The organism is Pseudomonas sp. B21-059 (genome assembly GCF_026016285.1).
GTDB classification, from domain to species: Bacteria; Pseudomonadota; Gammaproteobacteria; order Pseudomonadales; family Pseudomonadaceae; genus Aquipseudomonas; species Aquipseudomonas danubii.
The window spans coordinates 5,966,856-5,990,159 of sequence record NZ_CP087201.1; the positions used below are offsets into that span (position 1 = coordinate 5,966,856).

22 protein-coding genes are annotated in these 23,304 nt (G+C 55.9%); 19 read left to right on the forward strand and 3 right to left on the reverse strand.

Annotation, left to right across the window (positions count from 1 at the left end; all coding sequences use genetic code 11):
* Positions 1-4: 4 nt before the first annotated feature.
* The 19 genes from LOY69_RS26525 (at position 5) to LOY69_RS26615 (ending at position 19,605) form a co-directional block, all read left to right on the forward strand.
* On the forward strand, positions 5-2,200 hold the full coding sequence (locus LOY69_RS26525; protein ID WP_265073813.1) for an ethanolamine ammonia-lyase: 2,196 nt from the start codon (positions 5-7) through the stop codon (positions 2,198-2,200).
* A gap of 51 nt (positions 2,201-2,251) precedes the next feature.
* Positions 2,252-3,646, forward strand: coding sequence for an ethanolamine ammonia-lyase subunit EutB (locus LOY69_RS26530; protein WP_102882345.1), 1,395 nt, complete (start codon positions 2,252-2,254; stop codon positions 3,644-3,646).
* An 11-nt stretch (positions 3,647-3,657) separates the two neighbouring features.
* Positions 3,658-4,482 carry an ethanolamine ammonia-lyase subunit EutC gene (gene eutC / locus LOY69_RS26535; RefSeq protein WP_102865326.1) on the forward strand — a complete coding sequence of 275 codons (825 nt, stop codon included), beginning with the start codon at positions 3,658-3,660 and terminating at the stop codon, positions 4,480-4,482.
* Between the two features lie 106 nt (positions 4,483-4,588).
* Positions 4,589-5,047 (forward strand): GNAT family N-acetyltransferase, encoded by a 459-nt coding sequence (locus LOY69_RS26540; protein ID WP_102865325.1) that lies wholly within the window; start codon positions 4,589-4,591, stop codon positions 5,045-5,047.
* A 236-nt stretch (positions 5,048-5,283) separates the two neighbouring features.
* Positions 5,284-5,940, forward strand: coding sequence for a DedA family protein (locus LOY69_RS26545; RefSeq protein ID WP_102882346.1), 657 nt, complete (start codon positions 5,284-5,286; stop codon positions 5,938-5,940).
* A gap of 5 nt (positions 5,941-5,945) precedes the next feature.
* Positions 5,946-6,758 (forward strand): zinc-dependent peptidase, encoded by an 813-nt coding sequence (locus tag LOY69_RS26550; RefSeq protein WP_265073814.1) that lies wholly within the window; start codon positions 5,946-5,948, stop codon positions 6,756-6,758.
* Positions 6,759-6,997: 239 nt separating this feature from the next.
* A complete protein-coding gene (gene ppa / locus LOY69_RS26555) occupies positions 6,998-7,525 on the forward strand; it encodes an inorganic diphosphatase (protein ID WP_011063696.1) in 528 nt (175 codons plus the stop codon).
* Between the two features lie 548 nt (positions 7,526-8,073).
* Entirely contained in the window at positions 8,074-9,396 is a 1,323-nt protein-coding gene (locus LOY69_RS26560) for a UDP-glucose dehydrogenase family protein (RefSeq protein ID WP_102882348.1), read from the forward strand.
* Positions 9,397-9,516: 120 nt separating this feature from the next.
* On the forward strand, positions 9,517-10,860 hold the full coding sequence (locus tag LOY69_RS26565) for a flippase (protein WP_265073815.1): 1,344 nt from the start codon (positions 9,517-9,519) through the stop codon (positions 10,858-10,860).
* A complete protein-coding gene (locus LOY69_RS26570; RefSeq protein WP_102882350.1) occupies positions 10,857-11,507 on the forward strand; it encodes an FkbM family methyltransferase in 651 nt (216 codons plus the stop codon). Before LOY69_RS26565 ends, LOY69_RS26570 begins: the two co-directional genes overlap by 4 nt.
* 37 nt (positions 11,508-11,544) lie before the next feature.
* Positions 11,545-12,510, forward strand: a complete 966-nt coding sequence (locus tag LOY69_RS26575) for a glycosyltransferase (protein ID WP_102882351.1) — start codon at positions 11,545-11,547, stop codon at positions 12,508-12,510.
* A complete protein-coding gene (locus LOY69_RS26580) occupies positions 12,507-13,313 on the forward strand; it encodes a methyltransferase, TIGR04325 family (protein WP_102882352.1) in 807 nt (268 codons plus the stop codon). The genes LOY69_RS26575 and LOY69_RS26580 overlap by 4 nt, the downstream gene beginning before the upstream one ends.
* 121 nt (positions 13,314-13,434) lie before the next feature.
* Positions 13,435-14,367: a glycosyl transferase gene (locus LOY69_RS26585; protein WP_102882353.1), complete on the forward strand. Its 933-nt coding sequence runs from the start codon at positions 13,435-13,437 to the stop codon at positions 14,365-14,367.
* Complete coding sequence (locus tag LOY69_RS26590) at positions 14,367-14,729, forward strand: sugar 3,4-ketoisomerase (protein WP_102865317.1); 363 nt, start codon at positions 14,367-14,369, stop codon at positions 14,727-14,729. Before LOY69_RS26585 ends, LOY69_RS26590 begins: the two co-directional genes overlap by 1 nt.
* On the forward strand, positions 14,726-15,823 hold the full coding sequence (locus LOY69_RS26595) for a DegT/DnrJ/EryC1/StrS family aminotransferase (protein WP_102882354.1): 1,098 nt from the start codon (positions 14,726-14,728) through the stop codon (positions 15,821-15,823). The genes LOY69_RS26590 and LOY69_RS26595 overlap by 4 nt, the downstream gene beginning before the upstream one ends.
* Positions 15,824-16,274: 451 nt before the next feature.
* Positions 16,275-17,396, forward strand: a complete 1,122-nt coding sequence (locus LOY69_RS26600; protein ID WP_265073816.1) for a sensor domain-containing diguanylate cyclase — start codon at positions 16,275-16,277, stop codon at positions 17,394-17,396.
* Between the two features lie 167 nt (positions 17,397-17,563).
* Positions 17,564-17,935: a cytoplasmic protein gene (locus tag LOY69_RS26605; RefSeq protein ID WP_102882356.1), complete on the forward strand. Its 372-nt coding sequence runs from the start codon at positions 17,564-17,566 to the stop codon at positions 17,933-17,935.
* 10 nt (positions 17,936-17,945) lie between these two features.
* Positions 17,946-18,395 carry a YbjP/YqhG family protein gene (locus tag LOY69_RS26610; protein WP_265073817.1) on the forward strand — a complete coding sequence of 150 codons (450 nt, stop codon included), beginning with the start codon at positions 17,946-17,948 and terminating at the stop codon, positions 18,393-18,395.
* Positions 18,396-18,522: 127 nt separating this feature from the next.
* On the forward strand, positions 18,523-19,605 hold the full coding sequence (locus tag LOY69_RS26615) for a dienelactone hydrolase family protein (RefSeq protein ID WP_265073818.1): 1,083 nt from the start codon (positions 18,523-18,525) through the stop codon (positions 19,603-19,605).
* Between the two features lie 33 nt (positions 19,606-19,638).
* Here the strand turns inward: LOY69_RS26615 and nirK are convergent, their stop codons facing one another.
* From nirK to LOY69_RS26630, 3 genes are all read right to left on the reverse strand, one after another.
* A complete protein-coding gene (gene nirK, locus LOY69_RS26620; RefSeq protein ID WP_265073819.1) occupies positions 19,639-20,727 on the reverse strand; it encodes a copper-containing nitrite reductase in 1,089 nt (362 codons plus the stop codon).
* Positions 20,728-20,840: 113 nt separating this feature from the next.
* On the reverse strand, positions 20,841-21,656 hold the full coding sequence (locus tag LOY69_RS26625) for a YfaP family protein (RefSeq protein ID WP_102882359.1): 816 nt from the start codon (positions 21,654-21,656) through the stop codon (positions 20,841-20,843).
* Between the two features lie 3 nt (positions 21,657-21,659).
* Positions 21,660-23,303, reverse strand: coding sequence for a DUF2300 domain-containing protein (locus LOY69_RS26630; protein ID WP_265073820.1), 1,644 nt, complete (start codon positions 23,301-23,303; stop codon positions 21,660-21,662).
* Position 23,304: the final 1 nt, after the last annotated feature.

A 23,304-nucleotide genomic window follows, 5' to 3' on the forward strand; every position in this document is an offset into this window, starting at 1 on the left:
TGCCATGTCACTCACCGCACTGCAGCACATCCGCCTTCCCGAAGCGCTTGCCGAACGGGCCTACAGCACCCGGGTGCTGGACCGCGAGATAGGCTTCGCCAGCCTCAAGGCGGTGCTCGGCGCCGCCGACATCAGCAAGGCCGGGGACCGGGTGGCAGGGCTCGCGGCGGCTGATGAAATCACCCGCGAGGCGGCGCGCAAAGTGCTCTCAGAGCTGACCCTGGATCACTACTTCCAGCATCCGCTGACAGATCGCCACGGCCGCATCGACAGCGTCATGCAGGTCAACTACGACATCGACCACAGCGTCTTTGGCGAGATCGCCGACCTGACCCTGGGCGCCCTGAAAGATCGCCTGCTGCGCAGCCATGGCACTGAAATACGCCGTATCGGCACGGCCCTGACCGGGGTCATGGTGGCGGCCCTGGCCAAGCTGCTGGACGTGCATGAACTGATCCTGCTGTCGAAAAAGCTCAAGAGCGGCGCGGCGGCCAAGGCCCGGACCCTGGTGGGCCTGCCCGGTACTCTGTCGTCGCGGCTGCAGCCCAACCATCCCACCGACAACCTCAGCGGCATCACGCTGCTGGTCTACACCGGCCTGAGCATGGGCTCGGGGGACGCGCTGATCGGCCTTAACCCGGCCATCGACACCGTGGACAACATCAGTGCCACCCTGCGCCACCTGGATAAATTGCGTAGGGAAACCGGAGCGCCGACGCAGATCTGCGTGCTCTCCCACATCAAGACCCAACTGGCCTGCCTCGACCAGGGCGCGCCAGTGGAAATCATGTTCCAGAGCCTGGCCGGCACCGAACGCACCCTGACCGACGAGTTCGACGTCACCGTGCAGTTGCTGGATCAGGCCTGGCAGACCATGACCGAGCGCGGCCCGCTGCGCGATGTTGCAGAAAACTTCATGTACTTCGAGACCGGCCAGGGCAGCGAGCTGACCTACGGCAAGCACGAAGGCATCGACATGACCACCTGCGAAGCCCTGTGCTATGGACTGGCCAGGCGCTATCGGCCGTACATGGTGAACAACGTCACCGGTTTCATCGGCCCGGAAACCCACCTCGACAACTTCGAGATGACCTATTCCTGCCTGCAGGACCAGTTCATGGGCAAGCTGCTGGGGCTGCCCATGGGCATGGCGCCCTGCTACACCCTGCACTCCCAGGTGACCCTGGAAGGCCAGCAAATGGCCACCGAATTGCTGACTGCCGCCGGTGCCAACTTCTTCATGGACGTGTACCTGAGCACCGACCGCATGCTCGCCTACTTCGACACCAGCGCCCACGACAACCAGACCCTGCGCGAAGTCCACGACCTGGCGCCGGCCCCGGAATACCTGCGCTGGGCCCTGGGCAAGGGGATTTTCCAGGAGAACGCCCACGGCAACGTGGAACGCGGACCGAACTGGGGCAACCCGCGAATCTTCTGTGAGTCGGACATCGACTTCCAGCGCCTGCTCGAATCCACCCCGGCCACCTACGGCTTTGACAACGCCGGCCCACGCCCGGCCAACGCGGTGTCGCGGACCGTGCGCGCCAACCTCGCGGTGGCCCGAGAGGCGATCTACGTCGACCTGCGCCCTGCCGAAATCGGCGCCATTCCCCTGCGCGAGCTGCGTACCGCTGCCCCGGACAAGCTGGCCCACCTGCAAGACCCGGAGTTGGGCGCGCGGCTGACCGAGGAGGTGCTGCGGCGCCTGCAACCGGAATACAACGACGTGCAGATCGTGATTTCCGACGGCCTCAGCGCCGAAGCCATCCACCACAACATTCCCGAATTGCTGCCGGTGCTGATGGACGGTCTGCAGAGTCGCGAGCTGCGCATCGGCCAGCCGATCCTCGCGCCCTATGGCCGGGTCAAGCTGGCGGAATCGGTGGGCGAAGCCCTGCAACCGCAACTGATCATCGTACTGATCGGCGAGCGTCCCGGCGGCGATGCCCTGGCCTCGCGCAGCATGTCCGCCTACCTGGGCTACCGCCTGCCGGACGACCAGGCCCGCCGCGCCGCCGCCCAGTTCAGCGGCAACCCGGACATTCGCTACGAATACACCGTGATTTCGAACATCTACAGCGGTGGCCTGCCACCGCTGGAAGGCGGCAGCCTGGTGGCGGAAAAGGCCTTTGCCATCCTCCACCATCGGGCTGCCGGAAACCGTCTGGAAAACCTGCTGAAGAAGGTGGCATCCTGATGATCCGCCAGCACTCGGCAACGCCCCTACATCGTTGAAACGGAGACTGAGATGGCCCAATTTTCCCACAGCGTAGGTTCTCAGACCTATCGCTTCGACAGCCTCAAGGAAGTCATGGCCAAGGCCAGCCCGGCCCGTTCCGGAGATTTTCTGGCCGGTGTCGCCGCCCTCAACGACGGCGAACGGGTCGCTGCCCAGATGACCCTGGCGGATATCCCCCTCAAGCACTTTCTCGAAGAAGTGCTGATTCCCTATGAGTCCGACGAAGTCACCCGGCTGATTATCGACAGCCATGACAAGCAGGCCTTCGCCACCGTCAGCCACCTCACCGTTGGCGGTTTTCGCGATTGGCTGCTCAGTGACGCCGCCGACGAGCAGAGCCTGCGGGCCCTGGCGCCGGGCCTGACCCCGGAAATGGCCGCCGCAGTGTCGAAGATCATGCGCGTCCAGGACCTGATCCTGGTGGCGCAGAAGATTCGCGTGGTGACAAAGTTTCGCGGCACCCTGGGCCTGCGCGGGCGCCTGTCCACCCGCCTGCAACCCAACCACCCCACCGACGAGCCGGCGGGCATTGCCGCGAGCATTCTCGACGGCCTGCTGTACGGCAACGGCGATGCGATGATCGGCATCAACCCGGCCACCGACAGCATCGCCTCGATCTGCGCCATGCTGGAAATGCTCGACGCCATCATCCAGCGCTACGAGATCCCCACCCAGGCTTGCGTGCTGACCCACGTCACCACCTCCATCGAGGCGATCAATCGCGGTGTTCCCCTGGATCTGGTGTTCCAGTCGATTGCCGGCACCGAAGCCGCCAACGCCAGCTTCGGCATCAACCTCAACGTGCTCCAGGAAGGCTATGAAGCAGGCCTGAGCCTGAACCGCGGCACCCTCGGGCAGAACCTGATGTACTTCGAGACCGGCCAGGGCAGTGCCCTGTCGGCCAACGCCCACTTCGGCATCGACCAGCAAACCTGTGAAACCCGCGCCTATGCCGTGGCCCGGCATTTCAAGCCGTTCCTGGTCAACACCGTGGTCGGTTTCATCGGCCCGGAATACCTCTACAACGGCAAGCAGATCATCCGCGCCGGCCTTGAGGACCACTTCTGCGGCAAGTTGCTGGGCGTGCCCATGGGTTGCGACATCTGCTACACCAACCACGCCGAAGCCGATCAGGATGACATGGACAACCTGCTGACCCTGCTGGGCGTGGCCGGGATCAACTTCATCATGGGCATCCCCGGCTCCGACGACATCATGCTCAACTACCAGACCACGTCCTTCCACGACGCACTCTATGCTCGCCAGACCCTGGGCCTGAAACCTGCCCCTGAGTTCGAACAATGGCTAGCCAGGACCGGCATCTTCACCCAGGCCGACGGCAAGGTGCATTTCGGCAACAACCTGCCACCGGCTTTCCGCCAGGCACTGGCCCAGCTGGGATAAGGAACAGGCACATGCAAAAACATCCGACCGACTCGCAAAATCCCTGGCTGGAACTGCGCCGCCTGACCCCCGCGCGCATTGCCCTGGGCCGCACCGGCACCAGCCTGCCGACCGGCGCCCAACTGGACTTCCAATTCGCCCACGCCCAGGCCCGGGATGCCGTGCACCTGCCCTTCGACCACGCCGGCCTGAGCGCCCAACTGGCCGAGCGCGGCCGTGACAGCCTGCTGCTCCATAGCGCCGCTACCGATCGCCACAGCTACCTGCAACGCCCCGACCTGGGGCGCCGGCTCAGTGATGAATCGGCCCAGAGCCTGCGCGACTACGCCAGCGCCCATCCCGGTGGGGTCGACCTGGCGGTGGTGGTGGCCGATGGTCTTTCGGCCCTGGCAGTACATCGCCACACCCTGCCCTTTCTGGCGCGCATGGAGGAACAGACCGCCGCCGAAGGCTGGTCGCTGTCGCCGGTGATCCTGGTGGAACAGGGTCGGGTAGCGGTAGCCGACGAGATTGGCGAACTGCTGGGGGCGAAGATGACTGTGATCCTGATCGGTGAGCGTCCCGGGCTCAGTTCTCCCGATAGCCTGGGGTTGTACTTCACCTACCAGCCGAAAGTCGGGCTCACCGATGCCTATCGCAACTGCATCTCCAATGTGCGCCTGGAAGGCCTGAGCTATGGCATGGCCGCCCATCGCCTGCTGTACTTGATGCGTGAAGCCTGCCGCCGGCAATTGTCGGGAGTAAACCTCAAAGACGAAGCACAAGTGCAGACTCTGGACAGCGACTCAACGGCAGACATGAAGGGCAACTTCCTTCTGGGGCCGCCCCAAGCGTGATTTTGCAAGACGATTGCGCTTTTTTCCCGCTTTGGGCAGCATCGGAACACGGCTGCCCGAGTCATCCAACCTGTGCCGTCACATCCACTTGAAGTTGAGAGCCACCATGCGGATTACTCAAGCAACCCTCGAGCACCTGGATCTGTTGACCCCGTTATTCGTCAAATACCGCGAGTTCTATGGCGCCCTGCCCTATCCGGATTCGTCCCGGGCTTTTCTGGAAAAGCGCCTACGACGCAAGGAATCGGTGATCTACCTGGCCCTGGCCGATGATGACAGCAATAAATTGCTGGGTTTTTGCCAGCTGTACCCAAGCTTTTCCTCCCTGTCGCTCAAGCGCGTATGGATTCTCAACGACATCTACGTCGCTGAAGATGCCCGGCGCCAGCTGGTGGCCGACAACCTGATGCGCACCGCAAAGAAGATGGCCAAGGAAACCAACGCCGTCCGCCTGCGTGTGTCCACCAGCAGCAACAACGCCGTGGCGCAGAAAACCTACGAGTCCATGGGCTTTCGCGAAGACAGCGAGTTCAAGAACTACGTCCTGCCTCTGAGCGATAGCTGATCTCACCGACAGCGGCCTGCGGGCCGCTTTAGTCCCTCAGGCCGGGGTGATCCCAGGTGGCCTGCCGCGCTTTGCGCGCCGAAACGCCCCGCTACAATCTGAACACGCATTTCACCTCTCTGCCTTTATAATGGCCGCCCTTTTCGGCGCGTAAGAAAATCTACACATCCTTGTAGTCCCTTTCTCCGAGTCATCGCACAGGCCTGCCGAGCCAGGCTGTCACCACAGGTGCCCCCATGGATTTCAACCCGATCGACCTACTCCTTCATCTCGACGTTTACCTCGACATGTTGGTGACCAACTACGGGCCCTGGATCTACGCCATCCTGTTTCTGGTGATTTTCTGTGAAACCGGTCTGGTGGTGACGCCGTTCCTGCCCGGGGACTCCTTGCTGTTCATCGCCGGCGCAGTAGCCGCAGGCGGCGGCATGGACCCGGTGCTGCTGGGGGGCCTGCTGATGCTGGCGGCGATCCTCGGTGACAGCACCAACTACGTGATCGGGCGAACCGCGGGCGAACGGCTGTTCAGCAACCCCAATTCGAAGATCTTCCGTCGCGACTACCTGCAGAAAACCCATGATTTTTATGAAAAACACGGTGGCAAGACCGTAACCCTGGCGCGCTTCCTGCCGATCATCCGCACCTTCGCACCGTTCGTCGCTGGCGTGGCCCGCATGCCCTACCCACGATTCTTCGCTTTCAGCGTGATCGGCACCATCCTCTGGGTCGGCGGCCTGGTGACCCTGGGCTACTTCTTCGGCAACGTACCGTTCATCAAGAAAAACCTGTCGTTGCTGGTGGTGGTCATCATCCTGCTGTCCCTGGTGCCGATGATCATTGGCGTGCTGCGCAGCCGCTTCGGCCGCAGCGCTGAAAAAGCCGAAACCCGCTAAACACCATGTGGTCCCTCAGTGCCTGGCGCCGCAAGCGCCGGCTGGCCAAGCACCCGGTCAGCGATGAAACCTGGCAGCGGGTGCGCCAGCACCTGCCCTTCCTCGACGGCCTCAGCGTTGCCGAGGACCAGTGGCTCAGGGAAGCCAGCGTGCTGTTTCTCGATGACAAGCACCTCACCGCCCTGCCCGGCGTGGAGCTGCATCAGGAGCAACGCCTGCTGCTGGCAGCCCAGGCGCAACTGCCATTGCTGCACCTGGGCGACCTGAACTGGTACCAGGGCTTCCATGAAATCATTCTTTATCCCGACGACTTCCTCAGCCCCCAGCGCCACCGCGATGCCAGCGGTATCGAGCATGAATGGGACGGCGAGCACAGCGGTGAAGCCTGGCAGCAGGGCCCGATCATCCTCGCCTGGCCTGGGGTGCTGGCCAGTGGCGGTTGGGAAGCCTACAACCTGGTGATCCACGAACTGGCCCACAAGCTGGACATGCTCAACGGCGACGCCAATGGCCTGCCGCCGCTGCACAGCGACATGCGGGTCAGCGACTGGGCGCAGGTGATGCAAAGTGCCTACGACGATCTCAACCGCCAGCTCGACCATGATCCGGAGGCGGAAACCGCCATCGATCCCTACGCGGCGGAAAACCCGGCAGAGTTCTTCGCCGTCACCAGCGAGTACTTCTTCAGTGCCCCGGACTTGCTCGTGGCGGCCTATCCGAAAGTCTATGAACAGTTGCAGCTGTTTTATCGGCAGAATCCATTGGCCCGACTGCAGCAACTTCAAGCTAAAGATCCGGTCTATCAAACGCACCACTAATGTCCTGTCGCGCTGATACGTTGTTCATCTGAAGGCCAGTTGAAAGACCACTGCCACGCCTGCCGACCGATGGCAAAACCGCCGGTCGCACGGCCCACCCGAACATGTCTGCGAGACAGTACAACCAAGGTTCTACGACCCTTGGCACGTAGCATCGGTTGCGGAGTGTGTCTATAATCGCCGCCACTTTTTGGTCAATCCGGCCAAGTCATTTGGTCAACTAACGGGGGCAACGCCCAATGAGCTACAGCAAGATTCCGGCGGGCAAAGACCTGCCGAACGACATCTACGTCGCTATCGAAATCCCGGCCAACCACGCGCCGATCAAGTACGAAATCGACAAAGACAGCGACTGCCTGTTCGTTGACCGTTTCATGGCCACCCCCATGTTCTACCCGGCCAACTACGGCTTTATCCCCAACACCCTGGCTGACGACGGCGACCCCCTCGACGTGCTGGTCGTGACCCCGTACCCAGTAGCGCCAGGCTCGGTGATCCGTGCTCGCCCAGTGGGCATCCTGAACATGACCGACGACGGCGGCGGCGATGCCAAAGTGATCGCGGTTCCTCACGACAAGCTGTCCCAGCTGTATGTCGACGTGAAGGAATACACCGACCTGCCAGCCCTGCTGCTGGAACAGATCAAGCACTTCTTCGAGAACTACAAAGACCTCGAAAAAGGCAAGTGGGTGAAGATCGACGGTTGGGGCAATGCCGATGCAGCCCGCGCCGAGATCCTGAAGTCGGTTGCCGCCTATAAAGGCTGAGAAGCAGCGTTAAGCTTCGAGCGACAAGCTTCAAGAGAAAGCCCCGAGTGATCGGGGCTTTTTCGTACCTGTTCCCCCATCGCAGCCGTCTTGCCAGCCAACAAGGCCGCACCAAACACGCACCCGGCAACAAATTCCCACGCACTATTTTCGTCCCGAGGGCCTCTGGATAGCGCTTCGCACTGGGAATTGCCGGCGAATATGCGTATGCTGCGCCCCACATTTGCGCATCGACCCTCCCTGCGGTCAGATCGCCCGACGAAGCGGATGACTTTCCTGCCCAGTCCCACAGCCAGCCGCAAGAGCTGGGTGTACGTTTTGAAGGCTGGTGCGGTTTACCAAAAATGAACCAAGCCAGTCCCCGAGAAGCCGGCCACAAGCCGGCTTTTTAATTACACCGAAATAATCCTACCCAATTCTAAAATCTCCCTGATAGCCTATGCACAAAAAGGTCTGGAACCAACAAGGTACGGGGCAAAAAACACCGAGCACCGCCTAGCCCCCCTGCTACAGGTCATATCTGCAGTTTTTCTAAGAAAGGATTATTTATGAATGTCACCGTTTTCGGCACGGGCTATGTTGGGCTTGTCCAAGGAGCTGTGTTGGCTGAAGTGGGACATCATGTGGTGTGCGTTGATGTTGATCGAAATAGAATCGAAAACCTGAAAAAAGGAAAGATTCCGATCTATGAACCGGGTCTAGAGACCCTAGTAACAAATAACTACGCGGCTGGTCGCCTACAATTCACGACTGATGCAGCCGAAGGTGTGATGCATGGTGATATCCAGTTCATCGCGGTAGGTACACCTCCCGACGAGGATGGCTCAGCCGACCTCAAATACGTCCTGACGGTAGCTGAAACCATCGCGACAAACATGCAAAACTCGAAAATCATCATCAACAAGTCGACCGTACCTGTAGGTACAGCTGACAAAGTGGGGGCGTGTGTTGCCACAGCCCTCTCCAAACGCAACAGAGCTGATCTTGGTTTCGATGTTGTTTCAAACCCAGAGTTTCTGAAAGAAGGTTCTGCGGTAGCAGACTGCATGCGTCCTGATCGTATTGTGATTGGAACGGCGAGCAAACGCGCTGAAGATGCTATGCGCGAACTCTATGCGCCCTTCAACCGCAACCATGAAAAAATCATTATCATGGACGTTCGCAGCGCGGAGCTGACGAAATACGCAGCCAACTGCATGCTTGCAACAAAAATCAGCTTCATGAACGAAATGGCCAACTTGGCGGAAAGACTGGGCGCTGATATTGAAATGGTTCGCCAAGGCATCGGTTCCGACCCGCGCATCGGCTATCAATTTATATATCCAGGTGCAGGTTATGGCGGCTCCTGCTTCCCCAAAGATGTCCAAGCCCTGGTTCGAACCGCTGAATCCATAGATTTCGACGCAAGGGTTCTCAAAGCTGTCGAGCATCGTAATAACGAACAAAAGCGCGTCTTATACCAAAAAATACTCAACCACTTTAAGGGTGAGCTAAAAGGTAAGGTCTTTGCGCTTTGGGGTCTGAGCTTCAAGCCCAATACCGACGACATGCGCGAAGCTCCAAGCAGAGTATTGATGGAAGCGCTATGGGCAGCCGGAGCTATTGTTCAAGCGTTCGACCCAGAAGCAATGAGTGAGGCGCAGCGGATTTATCAAGACAGGGCCGACCTTCGCCTATGCCTAAGCAAAGAGGCGGCACTGGAGGGAGCGGATGCCTTGGTGATCATTACCGAGTGGCAGGCGTTTAAAGCTCCCGATTTCGGGCTGATTTCAGCGAAACTTAGTCAGCCGGTTATTTTTGATGGTAGAAACTTGTTTGAAACAGAAAGAATGAAAAACAAAAACATTGCCTATTACTCAATTGGCCGATAATCAATAACTTTATATAAAAAGCCAACTCCAAAATTAAATAATCCAGAAGCCATTAATTGAACGCACCCCCCAAAAACTTTAGAGATGGTGCAATGCACAACATCTTCATACATTGTAAATATGAGCAACTTTAAAAACCCCGTTTGGTTACGTTTTCTACCGCCCCCCCTACGTGAGCGACTAAGCGGACGAGTGAATATCTTTTCGATCATCCACAACAGCGGATGGTTACTACTTGACAAGTTCGTCCGAATGTTTCTTGGGCTACTTGTTGGCGCCTGGGTAGCGCGATACCTAGGGCCAACTGAGTACGGAGAGCTTGCATACATTGTTGCTTATATTGCGTTTTTCCAAGCGGTTGCAACCTTGGGACTGGACGGAATCATCATTCGCGAGATATCACGAAACAAAGATGCCGCCAGCTACATACTAGGCACCAGTTTTAGTCTACGTCTTCTGGCAGGGGTTATTTGTTGGTTAGTTGCCGTATGTAGCATGGCAATTATACATGACTGGAAAAGCTCCACTGTATTAATAGCAGCACTTGCTGGCGGCACACTAATTTTCCAGGCTGCAGATACAATTGATCTATGGTTTCAGAGCCAAGGCCAGAATCGACGCACCGTTATCGCAAAACTAGTAGCTTACATAATCTCGAGTACCCTGAAAGTACTAATGATACTTTCAAATGCCCCCCTAATTGCCTTTGCAATGGCTATATCTCTAGACATAATAATTTCAGCAGCCGGGCTATTTTTTGCTTACAGACGTTTCCCCTGCAATGAAAGATGGCACACAGTAAGAAGTACAGCAATAGCGCTTTTAAAAGAGTGCTGGCCATTTATCTTAAGCGGCTTGGCAGTCATCATCTACATGAGAATTGACCAACTCATGATTAAAGAGATGTTAGGAGCAAAAGCCTTGGGCATATATTCTGCAATTCTCCCTATCGCCATGGCTCCAAATTTTGTCCCTGTCATTATATCGGTCGTTTTGATGCCAACCATCAGTAGACTGCATGGTGAAAACAAAGAAAGATATAGATCACTTTTAATCAAAATATTCAGAGCCAACTTCTATGCCGCATTATTTATAGCCTTGTGCACCGCAGCGCTTTCCGAATTTATTGTCTCACTTTTATTCGGAGCAGACTTTAGCGAATCCGCCGGCATTCTTAGAATATATATATTCTCAAATTGCTTTACCTGGCTCGGCGTTGCGCATAGCTTGTGGCTGGTCAATGAAAAAAAAGGAATGGTTAGATTATATGGAACTCTGCTAGGTGCCGCCTCCTGCATTATCTTAAACTCACTCCTAATCCCAATCTACGGCCTTAAAGGAGCGGCAATCGTAGCCATAATTGCGCAATTTGTATCTGCAGTAGGGATAAATTGGTTTTTTGCAAAAGAGTCCTTTATCCTGCAAATCAAAGGCATTCTATTCTTAAAAGAGGCACACACGTGAATATAAAGAAATACCTACGCCCAGCTTTCGAGCTCATATTAAAAAAGACTGGGCTTCTCTATATATTCAGACTAAAAAGAAACGCCATTAAAAATTATGGCTGGGAGCTAAGTGCAACCTCGTACGCTTCTATCGATGCAGACTCCAATCCAATACCTTGGATCACGTATCCTGCTATAGATTTTTTATCGCGACGCATCAACCAAAATATGAAGGTTTTTGAGTACGGCAGTGGTAACAGTACCTTGTGGTGGGCAAAACGCGCTGCAGTGGTGAGCTCGGTTGAGCACGACTTCAACTGGTATGAAAAAGTTAAATCTGAAATGCCTAAAAATGCCACCCTTCAATATGTCGAATTGTCGTACGATGGTGAATACTGCCGCGCATTGGAATGCGGTGAAAACTGGAACATCATTGTAGTAGACGGACGAGATCGAGTTAATTGTCTTAAGCAAAGCATCCGCAAAATTGCTGAGGATGGCGTTATATTACTCGACAACTCAGACAGAGAAGAGTACCAAGAAGGTATTGATTTCTTAATTAGCAATGGATATCGGAAACTTGAATTCAGGGGGCTAGCCCCCATCGTGACTTATATTTCGGAAACTTCCATATTTTACAAATCAGGAAATTGCTTGGGGCTTTAAGACCCAAGCCACCAAAAAACTTACAGTCAGATGATGGATGCCCATAGAAGCTTGCTTGGGTGTTACAAGCACACCTTGTGGCAACCTGAAATTTGGAGAGATTATTTTGTACGCGCCAGTTGTAATATTTGCATATGACCGACTTGAACATCTACGGTCAACCATAAACTCGTTACAGCTAAATAAACTGGCGCCTAAAACTGATATCTTTATCTATTCGGACTCGGCAAAATCGAAAAAAAATGAAGAAGGCGTCTCAAAGGTTCGAGACTATCTCACGTCAATAACGGGCTTTCAGTCGGTTACCATCATCCACAGAGCACAGAATTTCGGACTCGCCAAATCTATTATAAGCGGTGTCAGCGAAATCTTGAAAACCAGTAAACGGATCATTGTCCTAGAAGATGATTTAGTTACAAGCCCATACTTTCTAAACTACATGAATGACGCTCTTGAGATGTACCAAGAGCACTCTGAGGTCGCGAGTATTCATGGCTACATTTATCCAATAAACAATAAAAACCTGCCTAATTATTTTTTCATAAAGGGAGCAGACTGCTGGGGCTGGGCAACCTGGGACCGTGCCTGGCAACACTTTGAAGCTGATGGAAACTTGTTACTAGAGCAAATTAATAACGCCCCTGACAAAGCAGACTTTGACTTCTCAGGAGGCTACAAATATACAAAAATGCTTCAAGATCAAGTGGAGGGTAAAAATAACTCCTGGGCTATACGCTGGTATGCATCTGCATTCCTAAGAGGAATGGTTACACTTTATCCATCACAATCATTCGTCCATAATATTGGCAATGATGGCTCAGGCACTCATTCTGAAACAACTAATCATTTTGATGCCGACATTTTGAAACACTACCCCCCATTGTCATTAAATAGTACAAAAGAAAATACAGTCGCCCGGGCTCGAATAACGGAATACTTCTACTCAACCAGACCGAGTTTTTTTCGCCGAGCCATTCGTGCAATTATGCGGAGAATACGATGAAGAAAATTATAAAGCAGTTTCTACCGCCAATAATTCTCAGCGCATACAGAGCGATTAAAAGCTCACGTTTCGGCTTTATGGGAGACTACCCATCCTGGCAAGAAGCTGAAGACGAATGCAAGGACGGCTACGCCGCAGGCCCCATCTTTGAGAGCGTCAAACAGGCCGCACTTAAAGTGAAGAGTGGAGAGTATTTTTGTGAACGTGACTCTGTACTTTTCGAGTCCCCCCAATACTCCTGGGAGTCGCTGGCCTGTCTAATGCACGTTGCCGCTCGCTCCTCCGGCGAACTGAATGTACTGGACTTCGGGGGAAGCCTGGGCAGTAGCTATTTCAACAATCGACTGTTTATCTCTGGACTGAAGACACACTGGTCAATTGTTGAGCAGGAACATTTTACAAGCTTCGGTTCAGAACACCTTGAAGACCAGAGTCTTTGCTTCCATAAAACCATTGAAGAAAGTATCAGCGCGCATCAACCAAATGTAATTTTACTCTCAAGTGTCCTGCACTATCTACCTGAGCCGTACGAGTGGCTTGAACGGTTACTCTCGGTTGCCCCCCCCTTCGTTTTGATTGATCGAACCCCCATGGGAAAAAATGGTCGAGACATAATCAAAGTACAACGGGTACATCCATCTATATACTCAGCGAGCTACCCCTGTCGCATACTCGACCTTGACAAGATAATCAGCCATTTGAAAAGCCACAATTATAAAATCCTAGAATGTTTCCCTACACATATTGACGGCGACATCAAAGGCGGTGAGTACATGGGGATCTTTGCTGAAAAACTCGCTTAACTTTCAGCCATCAACTTGCACCCAAACGTAAACACCCAAGAAAAACCAAAGCCTCAGGGATAGCAACATGTATAACTTTTGCACATTATTTGACTCTCGATACATGTCTCGAGGACTTGCCATGTATGAATCCTTGAGCGTCAACTGCCAGACCTTTCATTTATTCATATTCGCATTTGACAAACTATCCTACGAATACCTTTCAAACGAAAATCTTCCTAACGTAACGATAATATCCCTAGAGGAGTTTGAAACCGAGGCGCTGCTCTCAGTTAAGAAAGAGCGTAGCCCAGGTGAATACTGTTGGACATGCACTCCCTTTACTATCCTGCATGCACTAGAGCATTATAATTTAGAAAACTGCACCTATCTGGATGCAGATCTATATTTCTTTTCAAATCCAGTCGTTCTCATTGATGAGATGCAGAGCAACTCCGTCCTGATCACGGAACACCGCTACACAGAGATATACAATCAAGAGACTACCAGTGGAAAATACTGCGTTCAATTCATGACCTTCAAATCCACAAAAGCAGGGATGAAAGCCCTTCGCTGGTGGGCAGAAGCATGCCTAGAGTGGTGTTTCGATAGGTTCGAAGATGGGCGCTTCGGCGATCAGAAGTATCTGGACGACTGGACGGAACGCTTCGAGGAGGTTCATGTACTCTACCATTTAGGTGGTGGTGTGGCCCCTTGGAATGTACAACAATATGCCTTTACTCTTACTGATCAACGGGTAACAGGCACTGAGTTGACTACGCAGCAAGCATTCGACTTGGTCTTTTTCCACTTTCATGGATTTAAAATCCTACCAGATCAGAAGGTTGATCTTGGGGGGTATAGACTCTCCGAAAAAACCAAAAAAATGGTATACCAGCCATACGTAAAGCATCTCATGCAAATTGAGCAGTCAATTCAAACCAAGACGTCAGCCACTGGTAGCCTATCCATCACCAGGCCCGCTCCCAATGACTGGAGGAGCCTTGCACGAAAGTTGCGACAAAAAATAACCGGGTGTTATAATATTCATTTAATCAACTGGTTTTATAGATAATGGCCAAACTGATAGTTATCCCAACATTTACTGATGCACGAGGATCTCTATCAGTAATAGAAAAACAGATACCATTCTCAGTAAAGCGAATTTATTACATTTACAATGTTGTAGGTCAGCGTGGCGGACACCGTCATAAAACTACTAAACAAGCGCTGATCTGCCTGGGTGGTAGTTGTAAAATTTTTGTAGATGATGGAACTGATAAAAGGACCTACACTTTAGATAGTCCTGATCAATGTTTGCTTTTGGATGCAAAAGACTGGCATACAATGCAAGATTTCACCACATCAGCGACTTTACTGGTCCTAGCTTCTGAGCTTTATGATTCATCTGACTATATTGATGAGAAATATCCATGATCGAATATGAAAATCTAGGTCGTCTGAACGCTCCTTTCTTCATGGAGTATGAAAGCGCCTTCAAACAAGTGCTCGAAAGTGGATGGTACGTACTAGGAAAGAATGTCGCTCAATTCGAGTCAGCTTTTGCTGAATATTTGAGTGCGGATTACTGTACTGGTGTCGCCAACGGCCTTGATGCATTAGTTCTTGCACTGCAAGCACTAGACCTCCAAGCCGGAGATGAAGTCATCGTTCCAGCAAATACCTATATTGCAACCATTATCGCGATTGTGCGCCTTGGATTGAAGCCTATATTGGTTGAACCCTGCCTTTACTCTTACAATATAGACCCTGGCAAAATCGAAGCCCATATTACACAACGAACTCGAGCCATTTTGGTTGTACACTTATATGGCAAATCCTGCGATATGGATCCAATTCTAGATATCTGCAAAAAGCATGAACTACGCCTTATTGAAGATTGCGCTCAGTCTCACGGCTCGACCTATAAGGGCAAGATAACAGGCACCTTTGGAGACTTCGGTTGTTTCAGCTTCTACCCTACTAAAAACCTGGGAGCGCTGGGTGATGCTGGAGCTGTTATAAGTGCCAATGAGGCTCTAGATAGCGTCATAAAAAAACTAAGAAACTATGGATCTGTAAAAAAATACCATAATGAATTAGTGGGCTACAACTCCAGACTTGATGAATTACAAGCTGCGTTCCTGAACATAAAACTCAAGTCGCTAGAGAAAATAAACAAACACAAACAGGCTCTAGCTGAAATATACTTCACCCATCTTGACAAGGCATTCATCAAGCCTCTTCGCAATGAAGACTTTGGAGATGTATTCCATATCTTCAATATAAGACACCCCCATCGCGACAAGCTGAAAAACTATCTCTTAGAGCATGGCGTAGGGACCGAAATTCACTACCCGATCCCCCCTATTGACCAGGTTGCTATGAAGGGAATTATTAGCGGTAGCTTCCCCATATCCGAGCAAATACACAAAACCACATTAAGCTTGCCCATCTCTTTCTTTCATACTAAGGAAGATATTCTTTTCGTATGTAAAACTGCGAATAGTTTTATTGCCGAGCACGGGTAAGCTCAAAAAACAACAGAGCACTTATGTGCCAAACACAGACCAGCTCTTGTTTGGCCAGCTCACCTTTTAAACACTTTCCTGTTCAACTTCCAAAAACACACTCACACAAAATCCAATAAGATTTAAAGTGACACACCAAAACACCATTTTTTTTTGAACAATCACTTTCCAACCAACACCATTCACCAAAAAAAACCACCTGAACCACCAAACTTTAAAACCCACTGACAACCCCGACACCATTTACATAATATCAACTCATCCCCTACAACTTACGTTCAGAACGAAACAAAAAAACGACCAATAAGAGCTCCAACTGTAAGTTTCCAGCACCATTTGCAATTGCACCAATACTCGCAACTCAGCCCTGATAGGATGCTTGGCCATATCCCTGAGTACGGAACTTCACATCCCCACACTGCTCGTGGTGTCAGTCTTCATTTTCTTCTTAATGGGACTGCTAACCTTCCATGCCTGGCTGCGGGAAACCCGTGAGCGTGCATTGGCCTACCTAGGCGGCACGATGTTGCTGGCGGCTGCCGGAATGTTGCTTGTCAGCTTGCGCGACCTTGAGGCCGATCTCGTGCCCAAGGTCCTAGGCAACGTGACCCTTTTACTCAGCGCAGCCTTAAACTGGACGGCCATGCGGGTATTCGCCGGACGTCCGCCCCATGCACCGGGCATGCTCGCCGGGGCCGGCATCTGGCTGGCCCTGTGCATGGTTCCAGCGTTCTACCAGTCGATGACGGTTCGGGTCTCGGTGTATTCGCTGCTGGTGGCCGGCTATGGCCTGCTGATCATCCTGGAGTTCTGGCGCAGCCGTCGGCAGTTGGAAGTTGCCTATATGCCTGCCCTGGCCCTGACTCTGCTGCACACCGTGTTCTACAGCGTGCGCGCGGTGATTGACCAGGGCCTGGCCATGGATCAGGTGTTCAAAGGCTACGGCGCCGGAGTGCCGCTGTTCTCGCTCATGTTGTTCGAATCGATGCTGTATGTGATCGGCATCGCCTACGTGACCCTGTGCATGGTCAAGGAACGGGTCGAACTGCGCCTCAAGGCCGCAGCCTTCTGCGACGCCCTGACGGGCATCGGCAACCGCCGGGCGTTCATGGTCCATGGCGAACAAATGCTGATCGAATGCCAGCGCAGAGGTGCGCCGTTGGCCTTGCTGCTGTGCGACCTGGACCATTTCAAGCGCTTGAACGACGCCTTTGGCCATCAGACCGGAGACCAGGCGCTGATCGCCTTCAGCCGGGTACTCTCAGAAACCCTGCGCGGCAAAGACGTGTTTGCCCGCATCGGCGGTGAAGAGTTCGCTTGCCTGCTGGAGTCGACCGACGAGCAGTCCGCCGTGCGGGTCGCCGAACGAATTCGCCAGGCATTTGCCCGGTTGCCTCTTTTGGAGCCAGGGCTGCTCAGTGTCAGCATTGGCGTAGTAACCAGTGAAACCCAAGGCTACGATCTGCCGCGCCTGCTTTCCCTGGCCGATGAAGCGCTATACGGCGCCAAGGACCGGGGGCGCAACCGGGTGCAAACGGCGGCGCGCAACGTCCTTGAGCTACAGCCGGGTTGAATGGTCAGGGCAACCTTTGCCGAAGTGGACTCAACGCGGTTTTAGCGGCCTGAACAATAACTGTGATACGCCCCCCAAAGCCCGAAGAAAAGGCACTTAGCCAGTATTTCCGCCCCCACTGCGCAAGCATAGAATCGCCGCTCTTCAGGACTCTCGGATAACAAGGAATGTGGAATAAACAAGCCGCTATCAGTCACTTGAACGCGCACGCTCACGCCGGCAGTACCGGGCGCTGCGCGGCCTATACCCGCAAAGCGATCGAAGCCGGTGGCGGTGGGGTGATTTTGCACAGGAAGCACTCGGCCAAGGATTTCGGCTCATCATTGACCTCTGCCGGTTTTATCGAGCAACCGGCCGGCCAGACGCCCGCAGCAGGCGATGTGGTCATTATCCAGCCCATTCCCGGGCACCCCCACGGCCACATGGCGATGTTCAACGGCACCATCTGGGTGTCAGACTTCAAGCAACTGCACGGTTTTTACCCGGGTCACTCCTATCGGGTGCAAAAGCCTGCCTACAAAATCTATCGCCATCCGTAAGGGGTTCTCCATGAGAATGCTGTTCTGCTCGCTGCTGGCAGCGGTCGCCATGCATCAGTCGGTCGCCCTGGCCGACTGCGCCAGCTCGCCAAAACCCGCCACTCAGGCGTTCTACAGCTGGTACCTGCAAACCTTCAGCGAAGACAAGGACCCTCTGACCGACAACGTCCCCGAGATGAAGAAATACGTCTCTGACTCACTGATCGCCAAGATCAAGAAACAGATGGCCAGCCCCGACGGCCTGGAAGAGGACTACTTCCTCAAGGCCCAGGACTACATGGACGAGTGGCTGACTCAGATCAAGGTCAGCGAACCGCAGATCCAGGGCTCCAGCGCCAAGGAGCAGGTGACGCTGGGCAGCCCCCCGGATACCACCCAGATCGTCGATGTGCGGATGATCAAGGACAAGGGCTGCTGGAAGATCGACGAGGTACTTTCCACCGCCGATCAGAGCGACTGATTCTGGCGTTTGGGCGTTGAATCCAGCCAGTGCACGGGTCGTCCGCCAGGGCGATCCACCATGCTAAGCTGCGCGCCGTTTCGGGCAACGGCCCGGGACTTCCTTCACTGAAAAAGGACGCTCAGTCATGTCGTTGCCGGCCGCAGTACGCCTGCCCCTGTCATTCCTCTCGTTGTTCGGGGCTCTGAGCCTCAGCGGTTCCTGGGCCCACGCCGATGCGCAACAGGACGTCGCCAAGGGGCGTTGGCAAGGCCTGGCCGGTATGGCCAACCTGTACCTGGACGAGGCCACGCCGGCGGATTTCATTGAGGCCGGGGACAACGAAAAAAGCCAGCATGACAATTACGCTGGCGCTCTCGCCTACTACCTGACCGCCGCCCGCCTCGACCCGAAGAATGCCTACGCCTCTTACCAGGCGGCTGGCAGCCTGGCCGCCATGGACAAGAACAAGCGCGCCGCCGAATTCCTCGATCAGGCCCGCGAGCGAGGCTTCTGGCAGTTGGTGATTCTCAAGGAAGACGACGAACTGCAATCCCTGCAGCAGACCCCGGCCTACCAGAAGCTGCTGCGAGCCGCGGAACAGAACTACCCGGCCAAGGCCAAGGATGCCGGCCTTGCAGCCTTCAGCATTCCCCAGGGCAAGGCCCCGGCCGCAGGCTGGCCGGTGGTGGTCTGGCTATCGGGATTCGGCACCGAGGGCAGCGACGGCGTCGATATGCGCACCGACCTTGTGGGCGAGCAGGCCGTGCTGGTGGGCATCAACGGCACCCTCAAGCGCGACGAGCACCAGTTCATGTGGCAGCAGCATTCGGTGGACACCACCCAGGAGGCGGTCAACGCCGCCCTGAAGAAGCTGGAAAAACAGACTCGCATCGACCGCTCGCGCATTGCCCTGATGGGTTTCTCCCAAGGCGCCGAGCACGCCTCGCACCTGATCGCCGAATACCCGCAGCAGTACAGCGGCGCGTTGCTGCTGTCCCCCGGCGGCTACCGGATTCCGTTCGGCGAAATCCGGGCCCGGGACAAGCGCATCGTCATTGTCCATGGCGCCCAGGAGCACGAGAGCAACCAGAAGCTCACCGCCACCACGCAACAGGCCCTGGAGCCCGGCAACCAGGTCCAGAGCCATGAACATGCCGAAGGCCACACCTTCCAGAACGACTGGCGCCAGGTGTATCCGGGCTACCTGAAGTTCGCCCTGAACCTCTGATGCCAGGTGCCGGGGCTTGAGCCCCGGCTGCTATCACTTGCCCGAAGTGATGGGCCCGGGGGCTTTTACCAGAGTCATCAGGTCGTCATCCCACTGCCCCTCGACCTTGACCTGAGCCAGGGCCCCCAGCTCCATGGCCTCGATCAGGTTGTGGTTGAGGTACACGTAGGTGCCCGGCTGCTTGAAGGTGTAGAGCGCCGCCAGCGCCGAACCGCCAGGAATGAACCAGGTCTCCAGGTTACGTTGCGGAGCGTTGGCGAACTTGCCGGTGGTCCAGACCCAATCGCCATGACCGCCGATCAGGTGCGGACGGCTGTCGCGGTTGGCCTGGGAATGGATGAACAGCACGCTTTCGCCGACCTTGGCAGTCAGGGCGTTGGCCCCGGTCAGAGCACCAACCCGACCGTTGAACACCACATGGCTCGGCGTCAGCGTGCGCATCACTTCACGGGTGTCCTGGTAGCTGGAGGCCAGGTCCGGGTAGTCCTTGTAGTGCCCGTCCTTATCCTTGGGGATATACAGGTCAAACTCACCGATGGTGTAGGCCCGGTCATAGCGCAAGGGTTTGCCGGTGGGGTCTTTCAAGCCCTCGCGAGGCAACACCATCAAGGTCCCGCTCATGCCCGACACCACGTGCCAGGGCACCATGCCCGGCGGCGCACAATGGTAGACAAAGGTGCCGCTGCGATCGGCCTTGAAGCGCAGCACCACCTCCTGTCCCGGCAGTACCTGATTCAGGGCCGCGCCGCCCAAGGCGCCGGTGGCCGCATGAAAATCGATGTTGTGGGGCATGCTGTTGCCGGCCGGGTTGCTGAGGGTCAGCTCGACGTAGTCGCCCTCATGCACCACCAGCGTTGGGCCGGGCATGGAGCCGTTGAAGGTCATGGCCTGCAAGGTGGTGCCCTGGTCATCCACCTGCATCTTTTTCTCTTCCACAGTCATGCGAAACTGCACGACCTTCGGCGGCCCGTTGACCACTTGTTCATGGGCGTGCACCTGGGGCGGCGCCACCAGGTCAACCTTGACCCTCTGCAGCCCGTCGGCCCCTGCGGCCAACACCACGCCGCAGGCGCAGCTGCCAGCCACCACACAACACTTCAACCACGATTGAAACCTACCCATGTTGCGCATTTCCCTGCCAATGAATGGTGATTCATTGCAAGGCAAACACCGGGCAATCGTATTGTCTCAGGGCAATGAACCAATGCTCGGGCAGGCGGATAGATTGAGCCCGATCATGGATAGCTGAAACTGCGTACCAGGGTCAGCTCTCCGGGGGCGCGCATCGGCACGATGAAGGATTCGCTCTTCTCATCCGGCGTGCCTTCCTCGGTAATCACCGTGACCTGGGCCGTGGTCAGGGGCTGCACGGCGTTTTCCTGGCCGCCGTCTTCATCGTCACTGCGATAGCCGCCACCGTAGTAGTTCACATACACCAGGTACTGGCCCTTGAGCGGCGCCGGCATGGAGAAGATCTCCGGGCCGTAGCCGGTGGTCACGTCCACATCCAGGGCCGCGCCGTTGGGGGCCACGCGCTCGCCATACCAGATGTGCGCGCCGTCTGGGGTCACCAGGTGCAGGTCGAGGTCGGTGTTGTCGCTGTCCCAGGACAGCAGCACCCGCAACTTGGGTGGAGTCACGCCACCGCCGGTATTGAGGAACTGCACGCGCTTGCGCTGCTGGCCGTCCGGGCTGCGCACTTCAACGCTGTTGCTGCCATTGGGGAAGGAATACGGCCGGTCGAAACCACCTTGTTCATTGAACTTGAGTGGCATGCTGACGCCATTGACGATCAGTTGACCCGGCTCCTTGCTCGCTTTGGGCGCGCCTTTGATCTGCCCGCTGATACGCGCGGTATTGGCCTGGCCCTGGGGCGTGTTCACCGAAGAGGCCGGGTAGTTGACCTCCTGAATGTATTGCTCGCCATCGACAGCGCGGGTACGCCAGCCGCCTTTGGGGGTGTCGAGCTGGATGCCGCTGTCGGCCAGGGCCATGGGCAGGCTGAACATTCCGCAAAGGAACAGGAGGACCGGGGGAGCAGGAAGTTTCATGGCCTATTCCAATAAAAGATGACGGGCGAGCCCTTCGATGTAGGTTTCATCCTGGCCGTTGGGATGAGCTTCAAAGGCCAGGTGCAGGTATTCGTGAGTCAGGTCGAGGCGGTCTTGCAGCGAGAGCACGCCACGCACGTAGATGCGTTGTCGTTCGCGGTCGACGTAGGGCCGACCGAAGCTCAGGCGGCACACGGCGAACTGGCTGATTTCGTTGTAGCCGATCTCTTGCTCCAGCGGCTGGCGCCAGCGCCGACGCTGGTTCAACAGCCACTCCTGAGCTGCGGGCAAGGGTTCGCAAGACGCCACCGGGTTGTCCCAGCGGCTGAGGCTGGCCCGAGGGTAGGCATGCAGCAGGATGGCGTCGTAACGCTGGCCAGCGCGCGCCTGTTCAACGGCCTGCTGCCAGGACAGTTTGTCCGGCGCACTCAGGTCCGAGTGGTAGGTGACTTGCGTGCCGGCCAGCACCAGATCGCTGGTCCAGGCGGCAATGGCCCTGGCCTGGGCGGTCGCCGGGCGCGGCGCGACCCGCTGGCGATTGCTGCTGTCGTCGATGCTCAGGCATTCGCCGCTGCGTCCGGCGTTCTGCAGCAGGTAGGTGCGGATCGCCACGGCCAGGGCCTTGGCGGCCTCCGCCGGTTCACTGCTGGCTTCGCGTTGCAGCACACGGGCCACATATTCTTCACGGTCCAGGCGCGCCACCAGTCGCTGGGCCGCAGGGTCTTGCTGCAGGAACAACTCGCCGGCGCTGTGGATATCCAGCCGGTTGCCGTTGGCAAATTCCACCCGATAATCCCCTTGCAGAGCGCCCGGCCTGGCTGGCTGACCCTTCTGGCTGACGCTTTTGAGCGGGTAGCGGGAAAACAGGCTGACTTCCACACAGCGGCCTTTATCCACAGGCGGATTGTCCGGCAGCACTTGGTTCAGGGCCTGGGCGTAGTCCTTCAGCACCCGCTGGCTAGTACCGCGCCCGCCCACCCACAGCGGCGTACCATCCACCAGCCAACCGGCAAAGCCGCCCTGGCGCGACTGCGGGTCCTGATCCGCCAGCCAGCTCCAGGTCTTGACCCGCAGGCGCCCGCCCACCTCGCCCGCTACGGCACCGTCACCGGCATTGAGCACCACATCCAGCAGCACACGCCGCGCCGTATCCCGTGCCGGCAGCAGCGCCAGCACCTGCAACAGCTGCGCCACCGGAACCCGGGTCTGGGGTTGCAACTGGTCCAGGTCCTGCAGCCAGCCCGGAGCATTGCGCGCTTGCCAGTAGGCGCGCCAGTCAGCACTGGACAGCTGCAAGCGCTGAGGCTCGAAGTACAGACCACAGGAGCGAACCAGGGCCTGATCCCGGGCAATGCTGCTGCCTGCCGTGCAGCAATAGACCTCGTCCTTGGACTTGCCCTGGCAGGCATAGGCCGGTTCTTGCGCGCCGGTATCCACCAGCCAGGCGTAGACGAAGAGTTTCCAGATGCTGCCCAGGGGCGCTTGCAGGTCCTGCGGCAACGGCTCACGAGCCAGCACCTGAGTCTTGCTCAGGCTCACCAGCTCGCTGTCCGGGGCGGTTTTCCAGGCCAGACGCAGAGGCTCGTCCTGGGCTGTCACCAGCCCAGGGAGTAGACACAGGCACAACCAGGCCCAACACCGCGTCATG